The organism is Tissierella pigra (assembly GCF_018917845.1).
Taxonomy (GTDB): Bacteria; Bacillota; Clostridia; order Tissierellales; family Tissierellaceae; genus Tissierella; species Tissierella pigra.
In genome coordinates this window covers 2947677-2970159 of the sequence record NZ_JAHLPJ010000001.1, presented here as the reverse complement: position 1 = coordinate 2970159, position 22483 = coordinate 2947677, and the positions used below count along the sequence as shown (strand labels likewise).

General features: G+C 30.8%; 25 protein-coding genes and 1 pseudogene. All 26 read left to right on the top strand.

Going from position 1 to position 22483, the window contains the following annotated elements:
- Window positions 1-76: 76 nt before the first annotated feature.
- The 26 genes and pseudogenes from KQI41_RS14725 to KQI41_RS14595 all read left to right on the top strand — a co-directional run bounded on the left by KQI41_RS14725 (window position 77) and on the right by KQI41_RS14595 (window position 22456).
- The gene (locus tag KQI41_RS14725) at window positions 77-316 is read left to right on the top strand and encodes an NAD(P)H-dependent oxidoreductase subunit E (protein ID WP_154438819.1); all 240 of its coding nucleotides are present in this window, start codon (window positions 77-79) and stop codon (window positions 314-316) included.
- Window positions 316-1803 (top strand): 4Fe-4S dicluster domain-containing protein, encoded by a 1488-nt coding sequence (locus tag KQI41_RS14720; protein WP_216585569.1) that lies wholly within the window; start codon window positions 316-318, stop codon window positions 1801-1803. Before KQI41_RS14725 ends, KQI41_RS14720 begins: the two co-directional genes overlap by 1 nt.
- A 430-nt stretch (window positions 1804-2233) precedes the next feature.
- Window positions 2234-2710 (top strand): NADH-quinone oxidoreductase subunit NuoE family protein, encoded by a 477-nt coding sequence (locus KQI41_RS14715; protein ID WP_216585568.1) that lies wholly within the window; start codon window positions 2234-2236, stop codon window positions 2708-2710.
- A complete protein-coding gene (locus KQI41_RS14710; RefSeq protein WP_216585567.1) occupies window positions 2711-4582 on the top strand; it encodes an NADH-quinone oxidoreductase subunit NuoF in 1872 nt (623 codons plus the stop codon). It begins immediately after the preceding gene.
- A 2-nt stretch (window positions 4583-4584) separates the two neighbouring features.
- The gene (locus tag KQI41_RS14705; protein ID WP_216585566.1) at window positions 4585-6288 is read left to right on the top strand and encodes a [FeFe] hydrogenase, group A; all 1704 of its coding nucleotides are present in this window, start codon (window positions 4585-4587) and stop codon (window positions 6286-6288) included.
- An 83-nt stretch (window positions 6289-6371) separates the two neighbouring features.
- Window positions 6372-7430 carry a [FeFe] hydrogenase H-cluster radical SAM maturase HydE gene (gene hydE, locus KQI41_RS14700; protein ID WP_216585565.1) on the top strand — a complete coding sequence of 353 codons (1059 nt, stop codon included), beginning with the start codon at window positions 6372-6374 and terminating at the stop codon, window positions 7428-7430.
- Window positions 7423-8793, top strand: a complete 1371-nt coding sequence (gene hydG, locus KQI41_RS14695; protein ID WP_216585564.1) for a [FeFe] hydrogenase H-cluster radical SAM maturase HydG — start codon at window positions 7423-7425, stop codon at window positions 8791-8793. The genes hydE and hydG overlap by 8 nt, the downstream gene beginning before the upstream one ends.
- Window positions 8794-8807: 14 nt before the next feature.
- Window positions 8808-10022, top strand: a complete 1215-nt coding sequence (gene hydF, locus KQI41_RS14690) for a [FeFe] hydrogenase H-cluster maturation GTPase HydF (protein ID WP_216585563.1) — start codon at window positions 8808-8810, stop codon at window positions 10020-10022.
- Between the two features lie 162 nt (window positions 10023-10184).
- Window positions 10185-10649, top strand: a complete 465-nt coding sequence (locus KQI41_RS14685) for a pyridoxamine 5'-phosphate oxidase family protein (RefSeq protein WP_216585562.1) — start codon at window positions 10185-10187, stop codon at window positions 10647-10649.
- A 158-nt stretch (window positions 10650-10807) separates the two neighbouring features.
- Window positions 10808-11575, top strand: a complete 768-nt coding sequence (locus KQI41_RS14680) for a nucleoside phosphorylase (protein ID WP_216585561.1) — start codon at window positions 10808-10810, stop codon at window positions 11573-11575.
- 319 nt (window positions 11576-11894) lie between these two features.
- Window positions 11895-12224, top strand: coding sequence for an SHOCT domain-containing protein (locus tag KQI41_RS14675; RefSeq protein WP_216585560.1), 330 nt, complete (start codon window positions 11895-11897; stop codon window positions 12222-12224).
- Window positions 12225-12306: 82 nt separating this feature from the next.
- The gene (locus KQI41_RS14670; RefSeq protein WP_216585559.1) at window positions 12307-13116 is read left to right on the top strand and encodes a transglutaminase-like domain-containing protein; all 810 of its coding nucleotides are present in this window, start codon (window positions 12307-12309) and stop codon (window positions 13114-13116) included.
- A 99-nt stretch (window positions 13117-13215) separates the two neighbouring features.
- On the top strand, window positions 13216-13476 hold the full coding sequence (locus KQI41_RS14665) for a TfoX/Sxy family protein (protein ID WP_216585558.1): 261 nt from the start codon (window positions 13216-13218) through the stop codon (window positions 13474-13476).
- A gap of 154 nt (window positions 13477-13630) precedes the next feature.
- The gene (locus tag KQI41_RS14660; protein ID WP_216585557.1) at window positions 13631-14164 is read left to right on the top strand and encodes a M55 family metallopeptidase; all 534 of its coding nucleotides are present in this window, start codon (window positions 13631-13633) and stop codon (window positions 14162-14164) included.
- A 68-nt stretch (window positions 14165-14232) separates the two neighbouring features.
- Window positions 14233-14727 carry a GNAT family N-acetyltransferase gene (locus KQI41_RS14655; protein ID WP_216585556.1) on the top strand — a complete coding sequence of 165 codons (495 nt, stop codon included), beginning with the start codon at window positions 14233-14235 and terminating at the stop codon, window positions 14725-14727.
- Between the two features lie 62 nt (window positions 14728-14789).
- Window positions 14790-15419 carry a nucleotidyltransferase family protein gene (locus KQI41_RS14650; RefSeq protein ID WP_154438803.1) on the top strand — a complete coding sequence of 210 codons (630 nt, stop codon included), beginning with the start codon at window positions 14790-14792 and terminating at the stop codon, window positions 15417-15419.
- A gap of 79 nt (window positions 15420-15498) precedes the next feature.
- The gene (locus KQI41_RS19420) at window positions 15499-15960 is read left to right on the top strand and encodes a phosphotransferase (protein WP_216585555.1); all 462 of its coding nucleotides are present in this window, start codon (window positions 15499-15501) and stop codon (window positions 15958-15960) included.
- A gap of 9 nt (window positions 15961-15969) precedes the next feature.
- Complete coding sequence (locus KQI41_RS19415) at window positions 15970-16509, top strand: phosphotransferase (protein WP_216585554.1); 540 nt, start codon at window positions 15970-15972, stop codon at window positions 16507-16509.
- A gap of 136 nt (window positions 16510-16645) precedes the next feature.
- Window positions 16646-17068: pseudogene (locus KQI41_RS19315) on the top strand (VOC family protein).
- A 121-nt stretch (window positions 17069-17189) separates the two neighbouring features.
- Complete coding sequence (locus KQI41_RS14625; protein ID WP_216585551.1) at window positions 17190-18017, top strand: PHP domain-containing protein; 828 nt, start codon at window positions 17190-17192, stop codon at window positions 18015-18017.
- 198 nt (window positions 18018-18215) lie between these two features.
- Entirely contained in the window at window positions 18216-18683 is a 468-nt protein-coding gene (locus tag KQI41_RS14620) for an HD domain-containing protein (RefSeq protein WP_216585550.1), read from the top strand.
- Between the two features lie 34 nt (window positions 18684-18717).
- Window positions 18718-19266, top strand: coding sequence for an AAA family ATPase (locus tag KQI41_RS14615; RefSeq protein ID WP_154438798.1), 549 nt, complete (start codon window positions 18718-18720; stop codon window positions 19264-19266).
- A gap of 4 nt (window positions 19267-19270) precedes the next feature.
- A complete protein-coding gene (locus KQI41_RS14610; protein ID WP_154438797.1) occupies window positions 19271-19711 on the top strand; it encodes a GNAT family N-acetyltransferase in 441 nt (146 codons plus the stop codon).
- Window positions 19712-19965: 254 nt separating this feature from the next.
- A complete protein-coding gene (locus tag KQI41_RS14605) occupies window positions 19966-20628 on the top strand; it encodes a hypothetical protein (protein ID WP_154438796.1) in 663 nt (220 codons plus the stop codon).
- Complete coding sequence (locus KQI41_RS14600; RefSeq protein WP_154438795.1) at window positions 20609-21118, top strand: GNAT family N-acetyltransferase; 510 nt, start codon at window positions 20609-20611, stop codon at window positions 21116-21118. Before KQI41_RS14605 ends, KQI41_RS14600 begins: the two co-directional genes overlap by 20 nt.
- Window positions 21119-21325: 207 nt before the next feature.
- Window positions 21326-22456, top strand: a complete 1131-nt coding sequence (locus KQI41_RS14595; RefSeq protein ID WP_216585549.1) for a class I SAM-dependent methyltransferase — start codon at window positions 21326-21328, stop codon at window positions 22454-22456.
- Window positions 22457-22483 lie beyond the last annotated feature (27 nt).

Genomic DNA, 22483 nt, shown 5'->3' with positions numbered 1-22483 from the left:
ATATAAGATATTTAATATTATTCTGTATTTTGAACATGCTAAAGTCATAGCAAATACATAGGAAGGAAGTGGTAAAATGGAAGTCAAGGTAAAGATTTGTATGGGGACTCATTGTACAATGATGGGGAATTTAAATTTAGAAGAAAATCTTGAAAGATTACAATCAGAATATCCAGATCAAATTGAAATTGAAGCAGTAAAATGTTTAAAGTATTGTGAGAATAATAAAGCACCTGTAGTTGAACTAAATGGCAAGATAATTACAAATGCCAGTGCAGAAATAGTTATGTCAGAAATTCTTGAGGTGGTAAAATGATGAGAGGCATCTTTACTCCCATTACATATATAAGAAGACAAGTATTTACAGAAATCGCAAAGATAGCTTGGGAAGGAAGAGATCCATTAGAAGTAGACGATATACCATATAAGGTAATTAGTGGTGAAGTACCTTTATACAGGGGAAGTATTTTTCATGAAAGAGCTATTGTTGCAGCTAGAACTAGGCTTGGACTAGGTTTAGATAGAAAAGTAAATGTGGATAATGGTCGTCTATCTAAGGTAGTAGATGAAGCAGTAGTGACCCATAGTATAATCAAAGAACCATTAGTTAATGTGATTCCATTTGCTTGTACTGCATGCGAAAGCTCTAAACATTTTGTTACTGATAATTGCAGAAAGTGTATTGCCCATCCTTGTATAATAGTATGTCCTGTGAATGCTATTTCCATGGGAAAGGATAGAGCTATAATAGATAAAGATAAATGTATAGATTGTGGAAAATGTGCTAAGGCTTGTCAATATCATGCTATTATGAAATTAGAAAGACCTTGTAAAGCTGCATGTGGAGTAGATGCCATAGAATCTGATGAATTGGGCAGAGCAAAGATAAATTATGATAAATGTGTAAGTTGTGGTATGTGTATAGTAAATTGTCCTTTTGCGGCAATTACAGATAAAACAGATATATTTCAATTGGTTCTTGCTATTAAAAGGGGAGAAGAAGTTCACGCAATAATAGCACCTTCTTTTGTAGGTCAATTTGGACCTTTTGCAACGCCTGGTAAAATAGTAAAAGCAGCAAAGAACTTAGGGTTTACAGAAATTATAGAGGTGGCATTAGGAGCAGACGTTGCTGCTAAACATGAGGCTGAAATGTTTCCACAACTTGTACCAGAAAAACAACCATTTTTAGGGACATCTTGCTGTCCGTCTTGGACTATGACGGCTAAGAAATTTTTCCCTGATTTATACCAATATATATCTTCATCTAATACACCTATGGTAGAGACTGCTAAGGCGATTAAGAGAAGAAGTCCAAGTGGCAAGATAGTATTTATAGGCCCATGTATCTCAAAGAAAATTGAAGCAATGGAGGATGAGGTTCGACCATATGTTGATTTTGTACTTACCTATGAAGAACTTGCAGCAATATTTGTAGCAGCCAATATTGACGTTGCTGAAATTGAAGAAGATGAAATTGTTGCAGATGCATCAACAAAAGGAAGAAACTTTGCTTTTGCATCAGGAGTTGCAGCATCAGTGAAGGCAAGTATAGAAAAAGCACATCCAGATGTAAATGCCCTAACTCATAATGCCAACGGACTATCAGAATGCCGTAAGATGTTAGCCATGGCAAAGGCAGGAAAATTCAATGGCTACCTATTGGAGGGAATGGCATGCCCAGGAGGTTGTGTAGGAGGACCAGGAACAATGTTGCCAATAGAGAAAGCTGAAAAAGAAGCAAAAGATTTTGCTAAGAAATCACCATATGATAATGTTTTTGAAAATCCATTTATAGAATAAATAAAGTTTAACTTAAAAAGGGTAAAAGATTGATAAAAACTTTTACCCTTTAACTTTAGTAAAATCAAAGTAAAAGCAATGTTAAGAAATAAACAATATTAGTATAAAAATATTTAATATTAATTAATTATATATAAAAAGTATTTTATTAAAAGAGTTAAAATAGTCGAAAAAATTATAATAATATGTATTGACTAAAATAATAATTTTGATAAAATTACATTATTAAGATTTAATAAATTCTTCAATATATTGAAACAAGCAGGTTTGATAATTCTATTCTTTTTGAAAATTCTAGCATTCTAATCAAGATTATAATTGATGATCGGAGTAAATATCCAATGTAAATAAGAACACTTTTATAAGGGATTTCTAAAAATCAAGGTTAAATAATTAACAAAATATATAAAAATAATTAGGAGGTTAAATTATGCTTACTTTGGAGATGAAAGATACCATTGATGAAGTTGTAATGAAACATGGAAGTAACCAATCTTCAATAATTACTATTTTACAAGAAATTCAAGGAAATTATAGGTACTTGCCTGAAGAAGTGTTGGAGTACATAGCAAATAAGATGGATATTACTCCCTCTAAAATTTATGGTATTGCCACATTTTATGAGAACTTTTCATTGGAACCAAAAGGAAAATATGTTATTAAGATTTGTGATGGTACAGCATGTCATGTTAGAAAGTCTATACCTATACTTAATGCGTTGCACAAGGAGCTAGGTCTTAGTAAAGATAAACAAACTACAGATGATTTGATGTTCACTGTTGAAACAGTATCATGTCTTGGAGCTTGTGGTTTAGCACCAGTACTAAATATCAATGAAAAGGTTTATGGCAAAATGACTCCTGAATCTACAGTGGAACTCTTAAATAAATTAAGGGAGGAAATATAGATGACAATAGCTAGTATTCAAGAACTTATGGATGTATCTAAGGCATTTAAGAATTCTTTAGATAAACAATATAAGCAAGTCCTAGTTTGTGGAGGGACAGGCTGTGTAGCAGGTGGTTCATTAGAGATTTATGCTGAGATAAAAAGACTAATAGAAGAAAAAGGTATATTGGCAGATGTGGAATTATATGAAGAAAATGAGGGCGTAGGAATAAAAAAGTCTGGATGTCATGGGTTTTGTGAGGCAGGTCCATTAGTTAGAATTGAACCAGATAAATTTCTATATTTAAAGGTTGGATTAGAGGATTGTGAGGAAATTGTAAATACTACTTTAGTAGAGGGAAAACCGATTGAAAGACTTATGTACAGTAAAGATAATAAAGTCTATCACCAACAGGAAGAAATACCTTTCTATAAATCCCAAACTAGAGTTGTATTGGAACATTGCGGACATATAGATGCAGAGTCTATTGAAGAATATATTGCTTATGGTGGATACCAAGCATTAGCTAAAGCTTTAGATACTATGACGCCAGAGGAAGTTTGTAAAGAAATATCTGATGCAAACTTACGTGGAAGAGGGGGCGGAGGCTATCCTGCTGGAAAGAAGTGGCTGCAAGTTTTATCCTATGATAGTGATATGAAGTATGTAGTATGTAACGGTGATGAAGGAGATCCAGGTGCGTTTATGGATAGGTCTTTAATGGAAGGGGATCCTCACAATATTATTGAAGGTATGGCTATTGCTGCCTATGCTACTGGAGCATCAGAAGGATATATTTATGTTAGAGCAGAATATCCTTTGGCAGTTGCTAGGCTGAACAAAGCTATAGAACAAGCAAGAAAAATCGGATTACTAGGAAAAAACATTTTAGGTACAAGTTTAAACTTTGAACTTCATGTAAATCAAGGAGCTGGAGCCTTTGTATGTGGTGAAGGTAGTGCCCTTATTGCATCTATTGAAGGGGAAAGAGGAATGCCTAGAGTAAAGGCAAAGAGAACTGTAGAAGAGGGACTTTGGAGAAAACCTACTGTCCTTAATAATGTGGAGACTTTTGCCAATGTTAGACATATAATTATGAATGGCGCAGAATGGTATAAATCCTATGGAACAAAGGGAAGTCCAGGAACAAAGGCGTTTGCACTGACTGGAAATGTGAATAATACTGGATTAATAGAAGTGCCTATGGGAACAACTCTTAGGGAGATTATATTCAATATAGGTGGAGGAATTAAAGATAATAAAGGATTTAAGGCAGTTCAAATAGGAGGACCATCAGGTGGATGTTTAACGGAAGAACATTTAGATATGTCCCTGGATTTTGACTCCTTAACAGATGCTGGTGCTATGATTGGCTCTGGTGGAATGGTAATAATGGATGAAGATACTTGTATGGTAGAAGTAGCCAGATTCTTTATGAACTTTACCCAAAATGAATCCTGTGGAAAATGTGTTCCTTGTAGAGAAGGAACTAAGATTATGTTAAATATTTTAGAAAAAATAGTATCTGGACAAGGAACAGTAGAAGATTTAGACTTACTTGAGGAGATGGCAGATACCATAACCAATACTGCTCTTTGTGGATTAGGTAAAACTGCGGCAAATCCTGTAGTCAGTTCCTTAAAATATTTTAAAGACGAATATTTAGACCATGTAGAAAATAAGAGATGTTCTACAAAGACTTGCCAAGGATTAAAGGTAATAGAAATTAGCTCTGAGCTTTGCAAAGGATGTAGTAAGTGTAGCAGAATTTGTCCTGTAGGTGCAATTAGTGGAAAAATAAAGGAACCATTTGAAATTGATCAAAATAAATGTATTAAATGCGGTGCTTGTATAGAATCCTGTGCATTCGCAGCTATAAGGGAGGCTTAGGCATGAAAGGTACAATGATTATAGATGGTAGAAAAATAGATTTTGATGGAGAGAAAAATATATTAGAAGTAGTTAGAAAAGCTGGTATAAGTTTACCTACATTTTGTTACCATTCAGAATTAAGTATTTATGGTGCTTGTAGAATGTGTATGGTGGAAGATAAATGGGGAAATACTTTTGCATCATGTTCTCAATTACCAAAGGATGGTATGGAAGTATTTACAAATACTCCAAAGGTACAAAAATATAGAAAAAATATACTTGAAATGATACTGGCAAACCATGATAGAGATTGTACTGCCTGTGATAGAACTGGTAAATGTCAACTTCAAGAATTAGCTGTTAGATTTGGTATAAAGGATATTAGATTTGATGAAATAGAGAAAAGTCTGCCAATAGATAAGTCTAGTTTAAGTATAGTAAGAAATCCAAATAAATGTATATTATGTGGAGACTGTGTAAGAGTATGTGAAGAAGTTCAAGGAGTAGGTGCTCTAAGTTTTGCTCATAGAGGTTCAAGTATGACAGTATCTGCTGCTTTTGATAGGGATATTGCTGAAGTAAACTGTATAAATTGTGGACAATGTAGAGCAGTTTGTCCTACAGGAGCCATTATAATTAAGAAGGAAAATCATAAAGTGTGGGAAGCAATTCATAACAAGAGAAAGAGAGTAATAGCTCAAGTAGCACCAGCAGTAAGAGTAGCCTTAGGTGAAGAATTTGGATTGGAGCCTGGAGAAATTACTATAGGTAAAATAGTTGCAGCTCTTAAAACCCTTGGAATCCATGAAGTTTATGATACGGCATTTGCTGCAGATATGACAGTAATAGAAGAAAGCAAAGAATTTGTAGAAAGACTAACTAAAGGAGAAAACCTACCACTATTTACTTCCTGTTGTCCAGGATGGGTTAAATTTGCAGAAAACAAATTCCCAGATATGGTAGATAATATTTCCACGTGTAAATCTCCTCAGCAAATGTTTGGGGCAGTTATAAAGGAATATTATAAGAAAATAGATAAAGAAGAAGATAAAGAAACTATATTAATTTCAGTAATGCCTTGTACTGCAAAAAAAGCGGAGGCAGCTAGGGAAGAATTTGAATATAACGGTGTTAAAGATGTAGACATAGTAATCACTACTCAAGAATTGGCACTTCTTATTAAAGAAGCAGGAATTATATTTGAACAATTAGAGGAAGAATCCTTTGATATGCCTTTTGGTTTAGCCAGTGGGTCTGGTATAATATTTGGTGCTACTGGTGGAGTAACTGAAGCTGTAGTTACTAGACTATTGAAAGATAAACCTGACCACTTTGCAAAGGATTTGTTATTTAGCGATGTTAGAGGAATGGAGAATTTAAAGGAAGCAAGTTTTGATGTAGATGGAAAAGAGGTTAAAGTTGCCATAGTTCATGGCCTGAAAGTTGCAAATGATTTAATAAATCAAATAAAAGCAGGAGAAAGGTATTACGATTTTGTTGAAGTAATGGCCTGTCCAGGCGGCTGTATAGCAGGTGGAGGACAGCCAGTTCCTATGGATACAGCTATGAGAAAGGAAAGAGCTAAAGGGCTTTATAAACTTGACAGAACATCCCATATTAAGAGTTCAGAAAAAAATCCTTTGGTGATGTCCTTGTTTGAAGATTTATTAAAGGATAATCATGAATTATTACATGTACACAAGAAGTCAGAGGCTGACGCTTAATTGTGAATTAATAATTGGCAGTATGGATAATATCCATATTGCCAATTATAGTATCTCTAAGAAACTTAAAGAGAGGGAAACCAATGAAGACAAAGAATTTAATAGATAAATTATATAAAAATAATTATTTAGATTTTGATGAAATAGTATATATACTTAATCATATTGAAAATCAAGGAAAAGACTACCTTATAGAAAAAGCTCATGAAACCCGAATGAAAACCTATGGAAATAAGGTTTATATGAGAGGTTTAATTGAATTTAGTAATTATTGTACAAAGGGATGTAAATATTGTGGTATAAACTCTTTCAACAAGAATGTGGAAAGATATAGATTAAATTTAGAGGAAATTCAGGAGTGTTCAGAATTAGGCTATAGTCTAGGATATAGAACTTTCGTACTTCAAGGTGGAGAAGATAATTACTATTCAGATGATATGATAGTGGAAATAATAAAGGAAATAAAAAATAAATATAAAGATGTGGCAGTTACCCTTTCCCTAGGAGAAAAGCCTTATGAATCCTATGAGAAATATTATAATGCTGGAGCAGATAGATACCTTTTAAGACATGAAACAGCCAGTAAAGAATTATTTGAAAAGATACATATAAATACAGATTATAATAACAGAATAGAATCCTTGTGGAATCTAAAGAAAATAGGATACCAAGTAGGAGCAGGATTTATGGTTGGTATACCAACACAGACTAAGGAAGATTTAGCCAAGGATTTATTATTTTTAAAAGAATTAGACCCAGAAATGGTAGGTATAGGACCATTTATTCCACATAAAGATACTATTTATAAAAATCAACAGGGTGGTACTTTGGAAGACACTATTACTATGATTGCTTTAACTAGATTATTTTTACCCCATGGATTATTACCAGCAACAACAGCACTAGGAACCATTGATCCCCTTGGAAGGGAAAAAGGAATAAAGGCAGGAGCAAATGTAGTTATGCCAAATCTATCACCTACTACTGTAAGAGAAAAATATTCTCTATATGATGGAAAGATTTGTACTGGAGATGAAGCAGCAGAGTGTAGAAATTGTATAGAAAAAAGAATAGTATCATCAGGATTTTCCATAGACATGTCTAGAGGAGACAATATAAAATGGAGGCAGAATAATGATTAACCATGAATTTATATATAAATTATTGGAAGAAACTAAAAATGTGGCAAAAGAAGATATTAAAAGAGTGCTAAATAAAGCTAGAAATAAAGAAAATCTTTCTTTTAAAGATATAGCCATTTTACTTCAAGTAGAAGATGAAAATGAATTAAAGGAAATCTATAAAATTGCAGGAGAAGTTAAAAGAAGTATTTATGGTAATAGAATTGTGATTTTTGCTCCCCTTTATGTAAGTGATTATTGTGTGAATAATTGTAGTTATTGTGGATATAAGTACAACAATGAATTTAACAGAAGAAAATTAACGAAAGAGGAAATACAAGAAGAAGTAAAATTATTGGAAAAAATGGGACACAAAAGATTAGCCTTAGAAGCAGGAGAAGATCCAGTAAATTGTGATATAGATTATATACTAGATGCAATAAAATCCATATATGAGACTCAAAATGATAATGGAGTTATTAGAAGGATTAATGTAAACATAGCATCTACTACAGTAGAAAACTATAAAAAACTTAAAGAAGCTGGAATAGGAACTTACATATTATTCCAGGAAACTTATCATAAACCAACCTATGAAAAGGCACATCTAAATGGACCTAAGGCAAACTATGATTATCATTTAACTGCCTTTAACAGAGCTATGGAAGCTGGCATAGATGATGTGGGAGCAGGAGTATTATTTGGACTTTACGATTATAAGTTTGAGATATTGGCTTTAATGCTTCACAATGAATATTTAGAAAAAGAATATGGAGTAGGATTTCATACTATTTCTGTACCAAGACTTAAAAAAGCACAGGGAATGAACTTAGAAGAATTTCCTTATTTATTAACTGATGAGGAATTTAAAAAAATTGTCGCTATTATAAGACTGGCAGTTCCCTTTACAGGAATTATTTTATCTACAAGAGAAACCCATAAGATAAGAAAAGAAGTAATAGAATATGGGGTTTCTCAAATAAGTGCAGGTTCTTGTACAGGTGTAGGAGGATATAAGGAAAGTGAAGAAGGAAATAAATTGCAGTTTGAAGTATCAGATAATAGAAAACCCTTTGAAGTAATAAGAGAGCTAATAGAAGAGGGACATGTTCCCTCTTATTGTACAGCTTGCTATAGAATGGGAAGAACTGGAGACAGATTCATGAGTCTTGCAAAATCTGGACAAATACAAAATATATGTGGACCGAATGCTATGATGACTCTTTTAGAATATTCCTTAGACTATGGTGACGAAGAACTTCAAAACACCGTAGATAATATGATCAATAGAGAAATAGAGAATATAGAAAGGGAAGATATAAGAAATCTTCTTTTAAATAAGATAGATAGGATAAAAAAAGGAGAAAGGGATTTATATTTATAAATAGGTGAAAGATTATGAAAACACCAAAGGCTAATAGAAAACATATAGGATTCTATGGAAAAAGAAATGCAGGAAAATCATCTATTATGAATGCTATTATAGGGCAGGAAATATCCTTAGTATCGGAAATTAAAGGTACTACAACAGATCCAGTATCTAAGGCAGTGGAGTTAATTCCATTTGGACCTGTGGTTTTTATAGATACAGGGGGAATAGATGATGAAGGTTGTCTTGGAGAACTGAGAGTAGAAAAAACCATAAAAACCCTAGAAAAAATAGATTTTGCTATATATGTAATAGAGATAGATGATATAGATAATAAGTATCATGAAAAATTTATAGAGGAATTCAAAAAGAGAGATATTCCCTATATTATAGTTATCAATAAAATAGATATAGTTTTAGAGGAAAGATTGGAAGAAATTAAGAGAAAGTGGAATAGTGCTGTATTTATATCTATAAAGGACAATGCCACAATATCTATTTTAAAGGATGAATTAATAAAAAGACTTGATGTAGAAAAGGAAGAGGAAACTTTAATAGGAGATATTATTTCCTATGGTGGAAAGGTAATAATGGTAGTCCCAATAGATGGAGAAGCACCAAAGGGAAGACTAATTTTACCTCAAGTTCAACTAATAAGAGATTGTTTAGACCATGGAATAAAATCCTATGTAGTAAGAGATACAGAATTGGCTTCAGCAATAGAGGATTTAAAGGATATAGACCTTGTGATCACAGATTCTAAAATATTTAAAGAGGTAGATAAAATAGTACCGAAAAGTATAAATCTCACTAGCTTTTCTATTATAATGGCTAGGCAAAAAGGAGATTTAAATACTTTCTTAAATGGAATAAGAACTGTTGAAGGGTTAAGAGAAAAAGAAATCCCTAAAATTCTAATTATGGAAAGTTGTTCCCATAATACCTCTCATGAGGATATAGGAAAGGTAAAGATTCCCACACTGCTAACTAAACATCTAGGTAAAAAAATAGACTTTAATTTTAGAATGGGAGAGGATTTTCCAAAGGATTTAGAAACCTATGATTTGGTAATACACTGTGGATCTTGTATGTTAAATAAGAGGACCATGGAGAATAGGATAAAGATATGTAGTGACAAAGGAGTACCTATTACCAATTATGGAATATTATTGGCATATTTGACTGGAATACTTAATAGAGCTGTAAAGGTATTTATGGACAACAGGAATAATGTCAGTCTTTAGGATAAAGAACAAGGCAGATGATGATATGATACCTCATCATCTGCCTTGTTTTAATTTAGATGAAAATATTAGTTGAAAAAAGAAGGAATTTGGGAATTTATGCAGAATTAAATATGTTATAAGAATTTGCTGTATGAATAAAAATTTTAGGGGAACTTGAAAATGAATACTCATGAAAAAGCTATAGAGGTCATGAAGGAATTATTTGCAAAGGATTGTCAGTTTTCAATGGCAACAGTAAAAGATAATGTGCCATCAGTTCGAGTTGTGGATACTTTCTATGAAGATAACTCATTTTATGTAGTCACATATTCAAAAACCCAAAAGGTTCAGGAATTAAAGAATAATAGCCCAGTTGCACTATGTAATGAGTTCTACCGATTTAGTGGAAATGGCTATAATATTGGATATCCATTGCTAACGGAAAATAAAGAGATTAGAGAAAAATTGATAAAGGTATTTGAGCCTTGGTATTTCGCACATAATAATGAGAATGATGAAGATATGTGTTATGTAAGAATTGAACTTAATGAAGGATTTTTCTATAAGGATGGAGTAGGATATAAAGTAAACTTTAAAACAAAAGAAGCAAAACAGTTTCCATTTGATATTGATCCTGTATTATGATTTTTAATGTTATATATATAGGTATGTGGAGCAAATCACCTAGATATGTTTAGGATTATAGCAAGTCCATGAATAATCAAAATAGTAATGAGAACTGAGGTAAATGAATATAATGGAGTATTTGAGAAAAGAAATAATAGTAAAAGGGAGGAAAAATCATGCTAAAAAGAGATTTTCCTATACTGGAGTTTGATTCTAGTCCAAGGGCTAAAATTGAGCCGTCTGAAGTTATAAAAAGACAAGATGTTCCTGAGTATTGTGTGATTACATTTTTTGGTGATGTTATTAAGAAAATGTTAGATGAAGGAAAATTAAAGGAAATTGCTAAATTTTATACAGCAACAGTTGTATTGCCTATATATGAAACAGAATTTAATGGCAAACCAATAGGAATAGTTCAAGGTTACTTGGGATCAGCGGGTTCTGGTGCACAACTGGAAGAACTAATAGCAATGGGATTTAAGAAGTTCATTGTATGTGGAGCAGCAGGCGTATTGAAGAAGAATATCCAAGTAGGACATTTGGTTGTTCCCTATTCAGCAGTTAGAGATGAAGGATTATCATATCACTATTTAGAACCATCTAGAGAAGTAGAATGCAACGAACAGGCTTTAAAATGTATTACAGATTATCTTGAAAATAATCAGATACCATTTATCAAAGCTAAAACATGGACTACAGATTCATTTTATCGAGAAACAGAAGAGAAAATAGCATTGCGTGTTTCAGAGGGATGCGTAACTGTTGAAATGGAAGCAGCTGCATTTTTTGCAGTATCTAAATTTAGAAATGTTGTCTTAGGACAGATACTTCATGGTGGTGATGATTTAAGTGGAATTCAATGGGATTCCAGAAATTGGGTAAGGAGAGAAGATCTTAGAATTAATCTAGTGGACTTATCCATGACCATTTGTTTAGAGTTGTAGTTTTTATATAAATTAAGGTTAAATTTGAATTAGGATAGTATGTCAAGTGGAAAATAAATCCATTATTTGAACTTATGTAGAAGATGCTGGACATGAATTATGTACTACAGTATTTGAAAGAGACGAATTATATAAATGGCTATTTGAAAAATCAAAATAAAATAGAATCATGGGACAGAGTTTAGGGAATTCTTGTTAAGAATATCAAGGTGTTAGCGAATCACCTATATAAAAATAGTGATGACTAAAGTTTTTTTAATGAATAGTATTTATTAGTATATATGTATTAGAATAAAATTTTAGATAGGATGTGAATTACTTGAAGAAAGTTAGAGTTAAACCTTCAAAATTTAGTTCTGCCATAGCAGGAGTAATAGGAATTATTTTTGTAATATTTGGTATTACTCAAATTTCAGTCATGGGGATATTTGGAGTAGTTTGGACATTAGGTGCTACTGGAGTTACGGGGTATCATTTATATAATCTATTTAGTTCAAAAGGAGCTGGAGTATATGAAATTGATATACATGAGCAGCAAGAGGATTTTGATGCTAAACTCCGAAAGCTTGATAAATTATATCAAGATGGGATTATTTCAAAGGAAGAATATGAAATCAAGAAAGCTGAAATATTGAACTCAAAATGGTAATGATAGCAACATTTTAAATATTGTTATAATTTTTAAATACAAGTGAAATTATAAAATGTTTTATAGCTTAGGAGGAATAGACATGGACAATTTATCAGCTTATAAAGGTATAAATCAGTTTGGTAGAGCCTATGAAATTATGTTGGAAAATGATATTCATGGAAAAAATTCTGTAGATATAGTTATTTTTGAAAATATGATTAGATTATGTGACGATACTAAAGAATATTTATATGAAGATTATACTAAAAAAGAAATTGAATATATTCTAGGTTCAAGAGCTGATTTGGAAAGTCTTGTATATAAACTTATTTCTGAAGTTACCTCAGTGGAAGATAAGATTATAAAGATTGTATCATTTTGTTCAAGATTATATGAAATAATTGAAAGTGATGATTTAGATGATATGATATTTGGAGGAACAGAAGAACATATTATAAAACGTGGTTCTAATTGGTGTACAGATATTTCAAGAGTAGCTTGTATTCTATATCAATTAATTGGATTACCATCACGTATAATACAACTATTTAATATTCATTACGCATATAGTGGACATGTAGTAGTTGAAGTCTTTAGAAATAATACATGGGGAGTTGTAGATCCAACAAATGATATTGCCTATAGTCATATAGATGGTACTCCTGCTTCAGCATGGGATGTTATGAATAAAAATGGAGATATTTTAGCAAAAGATAGTAGCGGACATACTTCAGATATTGATTTTAATCAATTTAGTGGGATCGCAATTTCAAATTATTATATAAATGACCACATAAACTATGATTACTCAGTAAGTGGCATTAATCAGTACTATAAAGGTATCCTAGAAATGAGTGATAAAGGCTGGCCAGGAGGAATAAGATGGCTTTATGGTGAGGATGGTAAGTAGTAATAATAATGGCTTAATGACTACATTGACAAGATTGGATAATGCAATTGAACTGATACTTTATAGAAACTTATTAAATTTGAATAGGAGGAATTATCCATGGGAGAGCTATCAACATTAATAAACATTGGAAACAAAGTTGAGCAACAATTAAATGAAGTTGGCATAGGAACCATTAATCAATTGATTGAAACTGGTAGTAGGCAAGCTTGGCTGAGAATAAAGGAAATCGATGACTCTGCCTGTATAAATAGGTTATATGCTTTAGAAGGTGCAATACAAGGAATTCGATGGCATGATCTTTCAGAAGTTTCTAAGGAAGAGTTAAGGGAGTTTTTTAACACCTATAAAAAATTGTAGAAGTAATAATACCTGAATGGAAGATTAGGGCTAATATCATTAGTGGGTTAATTTGAATTTTCTTAATTCCAATTTACATGAAGAAAGAAAATATATGATAGGAGGTATGAAATGAAAAGACAACTTATTTTAATAGCAGACATGGAAGGTGCAAGTGGGATTTTTGAAAATAATGTTGAAGCAATACGTCATGGTTCAGGGCTTTGGAGAATTAGAGGCATATTTTCCCCATACAATTCAAACTCCACCGATAAAAGCATTACTTGTTAATGGAATACACATAGCTGAAATTGGACAGGCTGCACTGAGTTTTTGTGGAACAAAATACATTGCCAATATTGGATGTAATGCGTCACATAAAGAAGCAAGGGAAATTTCTAAAAATGTTACTTGTATCACAGTAAAGAACAAGGCAACAGGATGGGAACCACTACCACAGGAAACTTACGGAATCATAAAAAATGGTGTAATTGAAGCAATAAAATCTATAGATCAAAAAGATATAGTTTCAATTAGTGAACCCTGCTATTTTTCTATGGAGTTGACAGAGGAATACTATTTTGAGCCGACAGAAATATTTCCATGGAAGGGTAACTTTACTGAAACTCTTGCTACGTGGGAATCACCAAATATTGAAATTGGACTTGAACTTTTTAATTATGTTAGAAGCTTTATCAAAAGGAAATGAAAATAAGAAATAGAAATATCAAGGATGTTTAATATAAGAATATCTAAAATTATACTAGGAGGTTCATAATGAGTAATAGTTTAGAATTATCTATAGTAAAAAATAAAGCTGATGTAACGACATTTTGGAAATTATTTGATAGTTATATTGATGAATTATCTGTAAATGCTTCGTTAGGAGATGACTTGGATTTAGATTATTTTTATTCAGATGAATATAGAAATGCAATTGAGAAACTTAGAATAAGAGATAAAAATCCATTGAGAATACTTTTTATAAATAAAGAAGAAATTATCATTGGTTTTTTAATGTATGTTACCTATTTTGATGAAGAGGGAAAATGTTTTTTAATGGAATGCTATATCCAGCCAAATTACCGAAATTTAGGTTATGGAAAGTTAGCTTATTTAAAGGCCCAAAACCATATTAACGATGAAGGTGCTTTATATATTGAACTTACACCGACAAATGAGGCAAATGAAAGATTTTGGAGCAGTGTTGGATTTGAGAAATCAGAGGATATGGATGAGGATAACAAATACTATTATAGAAAATTACTTTAAAGATACCATTGAACGAAAAAGATATTAATTACTATTATTAAATAAAGAAGGAGTTTGTTTTAATGACTTTATTAAAGGACGCTGAAAAATTAATAGATATAATTGAAAATAATTTATATTTGCAAAAAATAATTTCAGTTTTATCTGAACTTAAGGCTGAAGATTTTTATATTGGTGCAGGAGCTATTACTCAAACTGTGTGGAATATACTAACTAATCGACCAGTTGATTATGGTATAGATGATATTGATATAGTTTATTATAATCCTAAAAATATAGAAGAAAAATATGAGAGAGAAGTTATGGAATACTTAAATCAAGAATTAGATGGATTTCCTTTTTGGTTAGATGTTAAGAATCAGGCTAGGGTTCATTTATGGTATAGGGATAAATTTGGATATAATATTGAACCATATAAATCCATAGAGGATGCAATAGATACTTGGCCAACAACAGCTACCTCCTTGGGAGTAAGAAAGTTATCTGAAAAAGACTGGGAAGTTTATGCACCTTTTGGACTGAAGGATATTTTTCATATGAAGATTGTTGCTAATAATAGACAAATAACAAAAGAGATTTATGATAAAAAAGTTAAGAAATGGATTCAAAAATGGCCTGAATTAGATATAGTACAATGGGATAATATGTTAATTCCATTTGCTGATAATAAAAAGATATATATAAGAAAGTAAAATGAGCATAATATAGCGTCTCAGATAGAGTTTATGTACTTAAAAAAGCTATACAAGGAATAAACTGGAGGACAAGGGAATGAATGCACAGTATAATATACAATTTGAAAAGTTATGCAATATATTAGGTTTGGGCCATATAATTGGTTCTCCTAAAGCAATAACAGGTGGACTTCTACACAGAATGTATTTTATTGAAACCACACAAGGAAAATATGTAGTTAAAGCACTAAATCCTCAAATAATGCTTAGACCTACGGCAACGAAAAACTTTATTAATTCAGAGCAAATAGCCACTATGGCATCAAATAATATACCCGCTCTTCCAGCCAAAAAAATTAATGGTATTTCTATGCAGGAAATAGATAATCAATTCTATCTTGTTTTCGATTGGATAGAAGGGAAAAGTTTGAAACCTAATGAAATCAGAATAGTTCATTGTAAAAAAATAGGTACTATTCTTGCTGACATACATATGACGAATTTTTCTGAATTGGGAATAGCTAATGATTGGTCAGGTAATGGAGAGTTAGTAGATTAGAATTATTATTTGAAAGGGGGGCAAGAGAATAACACAGAATGGGCTAGTCAACTGCAAGAAATTTCTGATAATCTCTATGACTGGAATGACTTGGCAAACAAATCAGCAATGTTACTTTCGGCAGATATGGTTATTAGCCATAGGGATTTAGACCCCAAGAATGTTATGTGGAGTCAAGATAATCCTATTGTTATTGACTGGGAAGCAGCAGGATATATAAACCCTATGCAGGAATTGGTTGAAACGGCCATCTATTGGGCTGAAGATGAAATAGGAAATATTCACAAGGAAAAGTTTATGGTATTTATAGACGGATATAAAAAGAGATATGGAATATTAAAAGCAAATTGGAAAACGGTTTTGATAAATGGATTTTTAGGAAAACTTGGATGGTTGGAATATAATTTAAGGCGGTCCTTATGGATTGAATGTACAGATATGGAAGAACAGCAGATAGGGACTGACCAAGTAATGGGAACAATTAAGGCTATTAGATATTATGCAGATATGATGCCTGAATTAGAAAAGTGGTTAAATGATGAAATTTAGTAGAGGAGGTCAAGATATTAAGGGATAACTAGTATAGTTGTGAGAATCCATTGCTCTACTAGGTCAGAGAGATAACGTTACAGGATGAATGTATTTTTATATAATGCAATTAAAATAAATAGGAGGCGTTAATAACATGATCCAATCAATAGTGCATATAGCCTTAGTTGTTAGAGATTATGATGAGGCAATAGAGTTTTATACTAAGAAGTTAAACTTTACATTGGTTGAAGATACTTATCAGCCAGAACAAGATAAGAGATGGGTAGTTGTGTCTCCTCCAGGTTCAGTTGGGACAACAATATTACTGGCAAAAGCATCAAAACCTTAACAAGAGTTGTTTGTTGGAAATCAGACAGGAGGAAGAGTATTTTTGTTTTTGAATACAGATGATTTTTGGAGAGATTATAATGAAATGATGGCAAAAGGGATTGAATTTGTAAGAGAACCTAAAGAAGCTCCATATGGAACCGTTGCTGTTTTTAAAGATCTATACGGTAACTTATGGGATTTGTTAGAGCTAAACGAAGATCATCCAATTGCCAAACGAATGAAGTAAAACTTTTAAATATTTATATTGAGTAGGAAGGAATTTATTGTTTAGGAAAATTTATAGATCTGAGTTTTCATAGTAAATGTTATTCAGCCAGTAAAATATAAATAGAAAAGGAGATGAATATATGATTGAAAGGGATTATCAGGTTGATATGCACATTCATACTACAGCCTCAGATGGAACATGGACTGTTGAGGAATTATTAGAACTTATTATAAAGAACAATATAAAATTATTTTCCATTACAGATCATGACACTATCCAGAACAGTGTAGAGATATTATATAGTATTCCAAAAGATATTTATTATGTTATTGGTGTAGAAATTTCATGTACATATAATGGAGAAGAATATCATATAACTGCATACGATTTTGACTATGAAGATAGAAAATTAAATGAGTTACTGGAGTTTAATCAAATACAAAGGAAAGAATTTAATACTAAAGTTATTCAATATGCAAAAAAGACAAATAAAATAAAAGATATTAAAGACTACTACTCCTATGAATACAATAGGAATAGAGGTGGGTGGGAATCATTAAATTATCTATTAGATAAGAATATAGTTAGTAATTTTAAAGATTATTTTGAAATAATAAAATCAAGTAATGAAAAATTATATTTTAAGAACCCAAAAGAAATAATCAAAATAATTAAGGAGGCAGGAGGACATTCATTCTTGGCTCATCCTAGTGCATATCAAGGAGGAGAAAAGCTATCTTTAGAAGTTTTGGAGGAATGGAAGGACTATGGAATTTCAGGTATTGAATGCTATTCTCCATATTTAAAAAACATAGAAGATGCAAATTATTATATAAAGTTTTGTGAAGAAAATAATTTGATGATTTCAGCAGGTTCAGACTGTCATGGTGAATTTAATAATAGGGTTTTAGGTATTCCAAAAGTTAATATAGATAAAATAAATATGGATTTTATTAAAAATATATAAAAGTTCTGTATTTTAAGTTTAGGAGAGTTTAGAATTCCAACTTAAAATCTAAAATGAGAATGGATATAGATATTAACCATTCTCATTTTATTTTTTAAAATATATACTAAAAGAGAGGTACTAAGAAAGTTTTGTAGAATATAGTTAAGATAGATTATTATTGAAATTAAATAAAGCCAATAATCGAAGGAGGAGCTTATGAATAGATTAGAAGAAGTTCGTAAAGTTGTAGATAAAATATTAATGGAACAATTGGATTTAGAGGAAAGGCGTTGTGGTTATGTTCATTTATATGGTGTAGCTGATATTTGCAGTTTACTTGCATTAAAAAGAGGCTTGGATGTTGAATTATGTTCAGTGGCAGGAATGCTTCATGACATTTGGACTTATAAAACCGGATGTAGTATAGACCATGGAAAATTAGGCTCTATTGAAGCAAGAAAAATTTTAAATGATATTAATATATTTAGTGAAGAAGAAATTGATATTATTTGTAGTTCGATATTTACACATAGTAATAAACAAGATATAGATAATGATTATTGTGAGTTACTTAAAGATGCTGATGTACTTCAGCATTATTTATATAATACTAATCTTCCAATTATTGAAACAGAGAAGGATAGGTTGAATATTTTATTTAAAGAATTAGGTCTTAGTCTATAGTTAACCTAGATTATGTAATGGCGAAGGAGGAAAAATGAATAATCTATATATTATAACTGGTCCAGCAGGTGTAGGAAAATCAACAATTTCTAGAATCATAGCCAAAAGAAAAGAAAAATCAGCGTTAATAGAAGGAGATGATATTTATCATTTAGTATGTGGTGGCTATGTGAAGCCATGGCTTGAAGGCAATCATTTAGAAATATTTTGGGAGAATTGTATAGACTTAATTGAGAATTTTTTAGACAGAAAATATGATGTAGTTTTTAACTATATATGTACTCCTAAAGATATAGAGTATATAAAAGATAAATTTCAAAACACAAAGATAAAATTATCTGTTTTAATGGCTAATGAAGAAACTTTAATGAGACGTGATAAAATGCGGAAATTAGATTGCCAAATGGGAGAACGTTCTATTGTATTATTAAATGAGTTTAAGGAAATGAATTATACTAGGACATACTATCTTGATACAACTTTACTAGATGCAGAGGAAATAGCAGATGAAATAATGGGAAATGATAAATTCAATATTGAGTTAGAAGCTATAGAACTTGTAGATAATATGGAGATGAAATAAAGTAATGAATATACTTTTCAAAGATATTAACAAAACTAATGAAGATATGGTCAGAAATATAAAATTAAATCCTAATCAAGAGGGATTTATTGAAACTGTAGAAGAATGTTTGAGAGAAGCTAATGAATATAAGGAATGGTGTCCAGTGGCTATTTACAATGATGATGAGGTTATTGGATTTGCCATGTATGGATCTTTTGGGCCTAATAGAGATACTTGGATTGATAGGATAATGATAGATAGAAAGTATCAAGGTAAGGGGTATGGAAAAACAGCGATGTTAAATCTTATAGAAATAGTTTCAAAAAAATACGGAGTAAATACTGTATATTTAAGTATAATTGAAGAAAATAGAATAGCATATGAATTATATAAAAGTATTGGATTTGAATATATAAATGAAAAAGATATAAATGGTGAACTTATATTTAAGTATACAATATAAATTGACTGGTCTTACTAACTGAAATTTATAATTATATAAACTTTCAAGAGAGATTTTAATATAGATATTGAAATCTCTTTTTTCATTAGATTTGTATTTGATTTACAATTTTTTAGAAAAGATTTATAAGAAATAGAGGAATATAGGATAATTTATCGAATATTTAATATAGTGGAAATTAAAGTAATTAGTTCCTTAATATTGTAGATACAACTAATAATTCTTTATCCTAGTGATAAGGAGGTATAAAACAAATGGCATCAAGAATTATACACTTAGCTATCTCAGAAATAGTATCAGAGCATTTTAGTTTAGATTTTATGAGATTTAATTTAGGTAACCTATTGCCAGATTTACATGAAAATACTAAAGAGGCAAAGGATATCTCTCATTTTAGAATTGAAAGAGAACCTTATGAGGATTCCGAGGACTTTAATTATCAGTATTATGATTATAATAAGTTCTTACAGAAGTATAAAGATAAAATATATGATGATTTGTATCTTGGATATTATTGTCACTTAATTGCAGATGAATTGTGGATACAGAATATATACATCAAATATATGCGTGATGAGAATAGGAAAAAAAGAATATATCAGCAAGATAATTACTATCATGATTATAGTAGATTAAATCAAATAATAAGAGACAAGTATAACCTAAAAATGAATGTTGTATTTGAAGACGTTGAAATATTAGAAATCCATTCTAAAAAAATATCAGAGCTTAAATCCGAGTTGGAGTATGATTTTAATACAAGATATGATGACTTAGATTTATTATTATTTGATTATGATGATATTAGAATTTATATAGAGGAAACCAGTTCTATAATTATTAAAGATTTAGAACAAAAGAATCTAAGATATAGCAAAGGAGAAAGAGGGAAGGATTATGGTAAGCATGATGAATAAATTCATATTAGAAACAGTTAAGGAGGACTTATTTGAAAAAGTGCTTAAAATTTATAATACAAATCAAGAATACTTCCAGATTTCCATGAATAATAAACCTTCAATGGAATCTGTTATTGAGGATAAAAATGGGACACCTCCGGACTCATGTTTGGAGAATAAAAGCTATAAACTAATAAAATTAAATGGTGTGGATATTGGTGTGATAGACTATATAGTCAATTATCCAGACGAAGATACAATATATATAGGATTATTTATGGTTGACGGAAATTTTCATAGAAATGGATATGGAAGAGAGTTTATAGAAGAATTTATAACAAATATAGAAAACCAAGGATTTAATAGAATCAGATTAGGTGTTTTAAATGAAAATAGAAAAGCATTCGAGTTTTGGATAAGTTTGGGGTTTAAGGTTGTAAAAGAGGTTACTAGTACAATCCATCCTGAAAGAAATTGGAAAATTAAAGTTATGGAAAGAAGGATTTAAGTAGTGAAAAGATAGTTATAGGTAAGACGGGATTGTAGGGGAGAAGAAAATTAAGTTAGAAAATTAGAGACAATACCAGATAATTTCAAGATGATATTTCAACCTGGAGGAGAATTTATTCCACAATGAAGTTATTGTTCTTAATTAGCTAAGCTTATAAAATATAAATAGAAGCTTGACTATAAAATATGAATTGAGGGATTTTATATGAATACTGTTAAGTTAACAATAGCTGAACTAAGAAAAAATAAAGGAGTAACTCAATCTGAGTTAGCAGATTTTCTAGGGGTATCATTTCAATCAATAAGTAAATGGGAGAATGGTATAACTATGCCTGATATATTATTGTTACCAAAGATTTCAGAGTATTTTAAGGTATCGATTGATGAAATTCTCGGATTAAAGCCACTAAAAAATAGAGAATACAAGTCAAGAAGAACTGATAGTAAAGAACATTGGAATAAGCAACTTAATTATTTAAAAAATTCTAGAGTAGAGTTTTGGAATTATGATTATCTGGAGTTTCTAGTAAAAAATGTATGGAATATAACTAAACCTATAAAGATTATAGATTTTGGATGTGGTTATGGATATTTGGGAATGATGTTGCTTCCAATCTTGCCAACTGGAAGTGTATATACAGGTATTGATATAAGTGATGAACTTATAGATGAAGCAAAGCTATTTTTTAAAGATAGTGATTATTCAGTGGAGTTTATTAAAAGCGATATAAATACATTTGATGTTAAAGAAAAGTATGATATGGCAATTTGCCAAGCATTACTAAGACATTTACCTAATCCAAAAGATATTTTAAAGAAAATGATCGATTCTGTTTCATGTGGTGGACTAGTAGTATGTATTGAAGTGAATAGGGAATTTGAAAATACAGGGTTGTATATTCATGGAATGGATTATAGCTTAGGCAATAAAACCTCCACCATGCAAAAGTTATGGAAAACTGAACTTGAATTAGAAGGAAGGGATTATTCAATAGGCATGAAAATACCCTTCTATATGCAGGAATATGGTTTGAAAAATATAGATGTTCGATTAAATGATAAGGTCAATTTTATTAATCCATATGGAAATAAAGATAGATATAACAAATTAATTGATTCTTTAATCAAAGCAAATAATTGGGATATAGAATTATCTGATGATAGGAAAGAGAATATCATTAAATTATTTATGAATAGGGGGCTAACAAGATCAGAAGCAGAAATATACATTCAATCAGAGCTGGGAATCAGAAACTATTTTATGGATAATCTTGAGAATGCTTTAGCATTAAGGACACTTTGCTTATTAATTTCTTATGGAACTAAAGGACAATAATGATAAAGAATAGTAAGAGGATAGGAG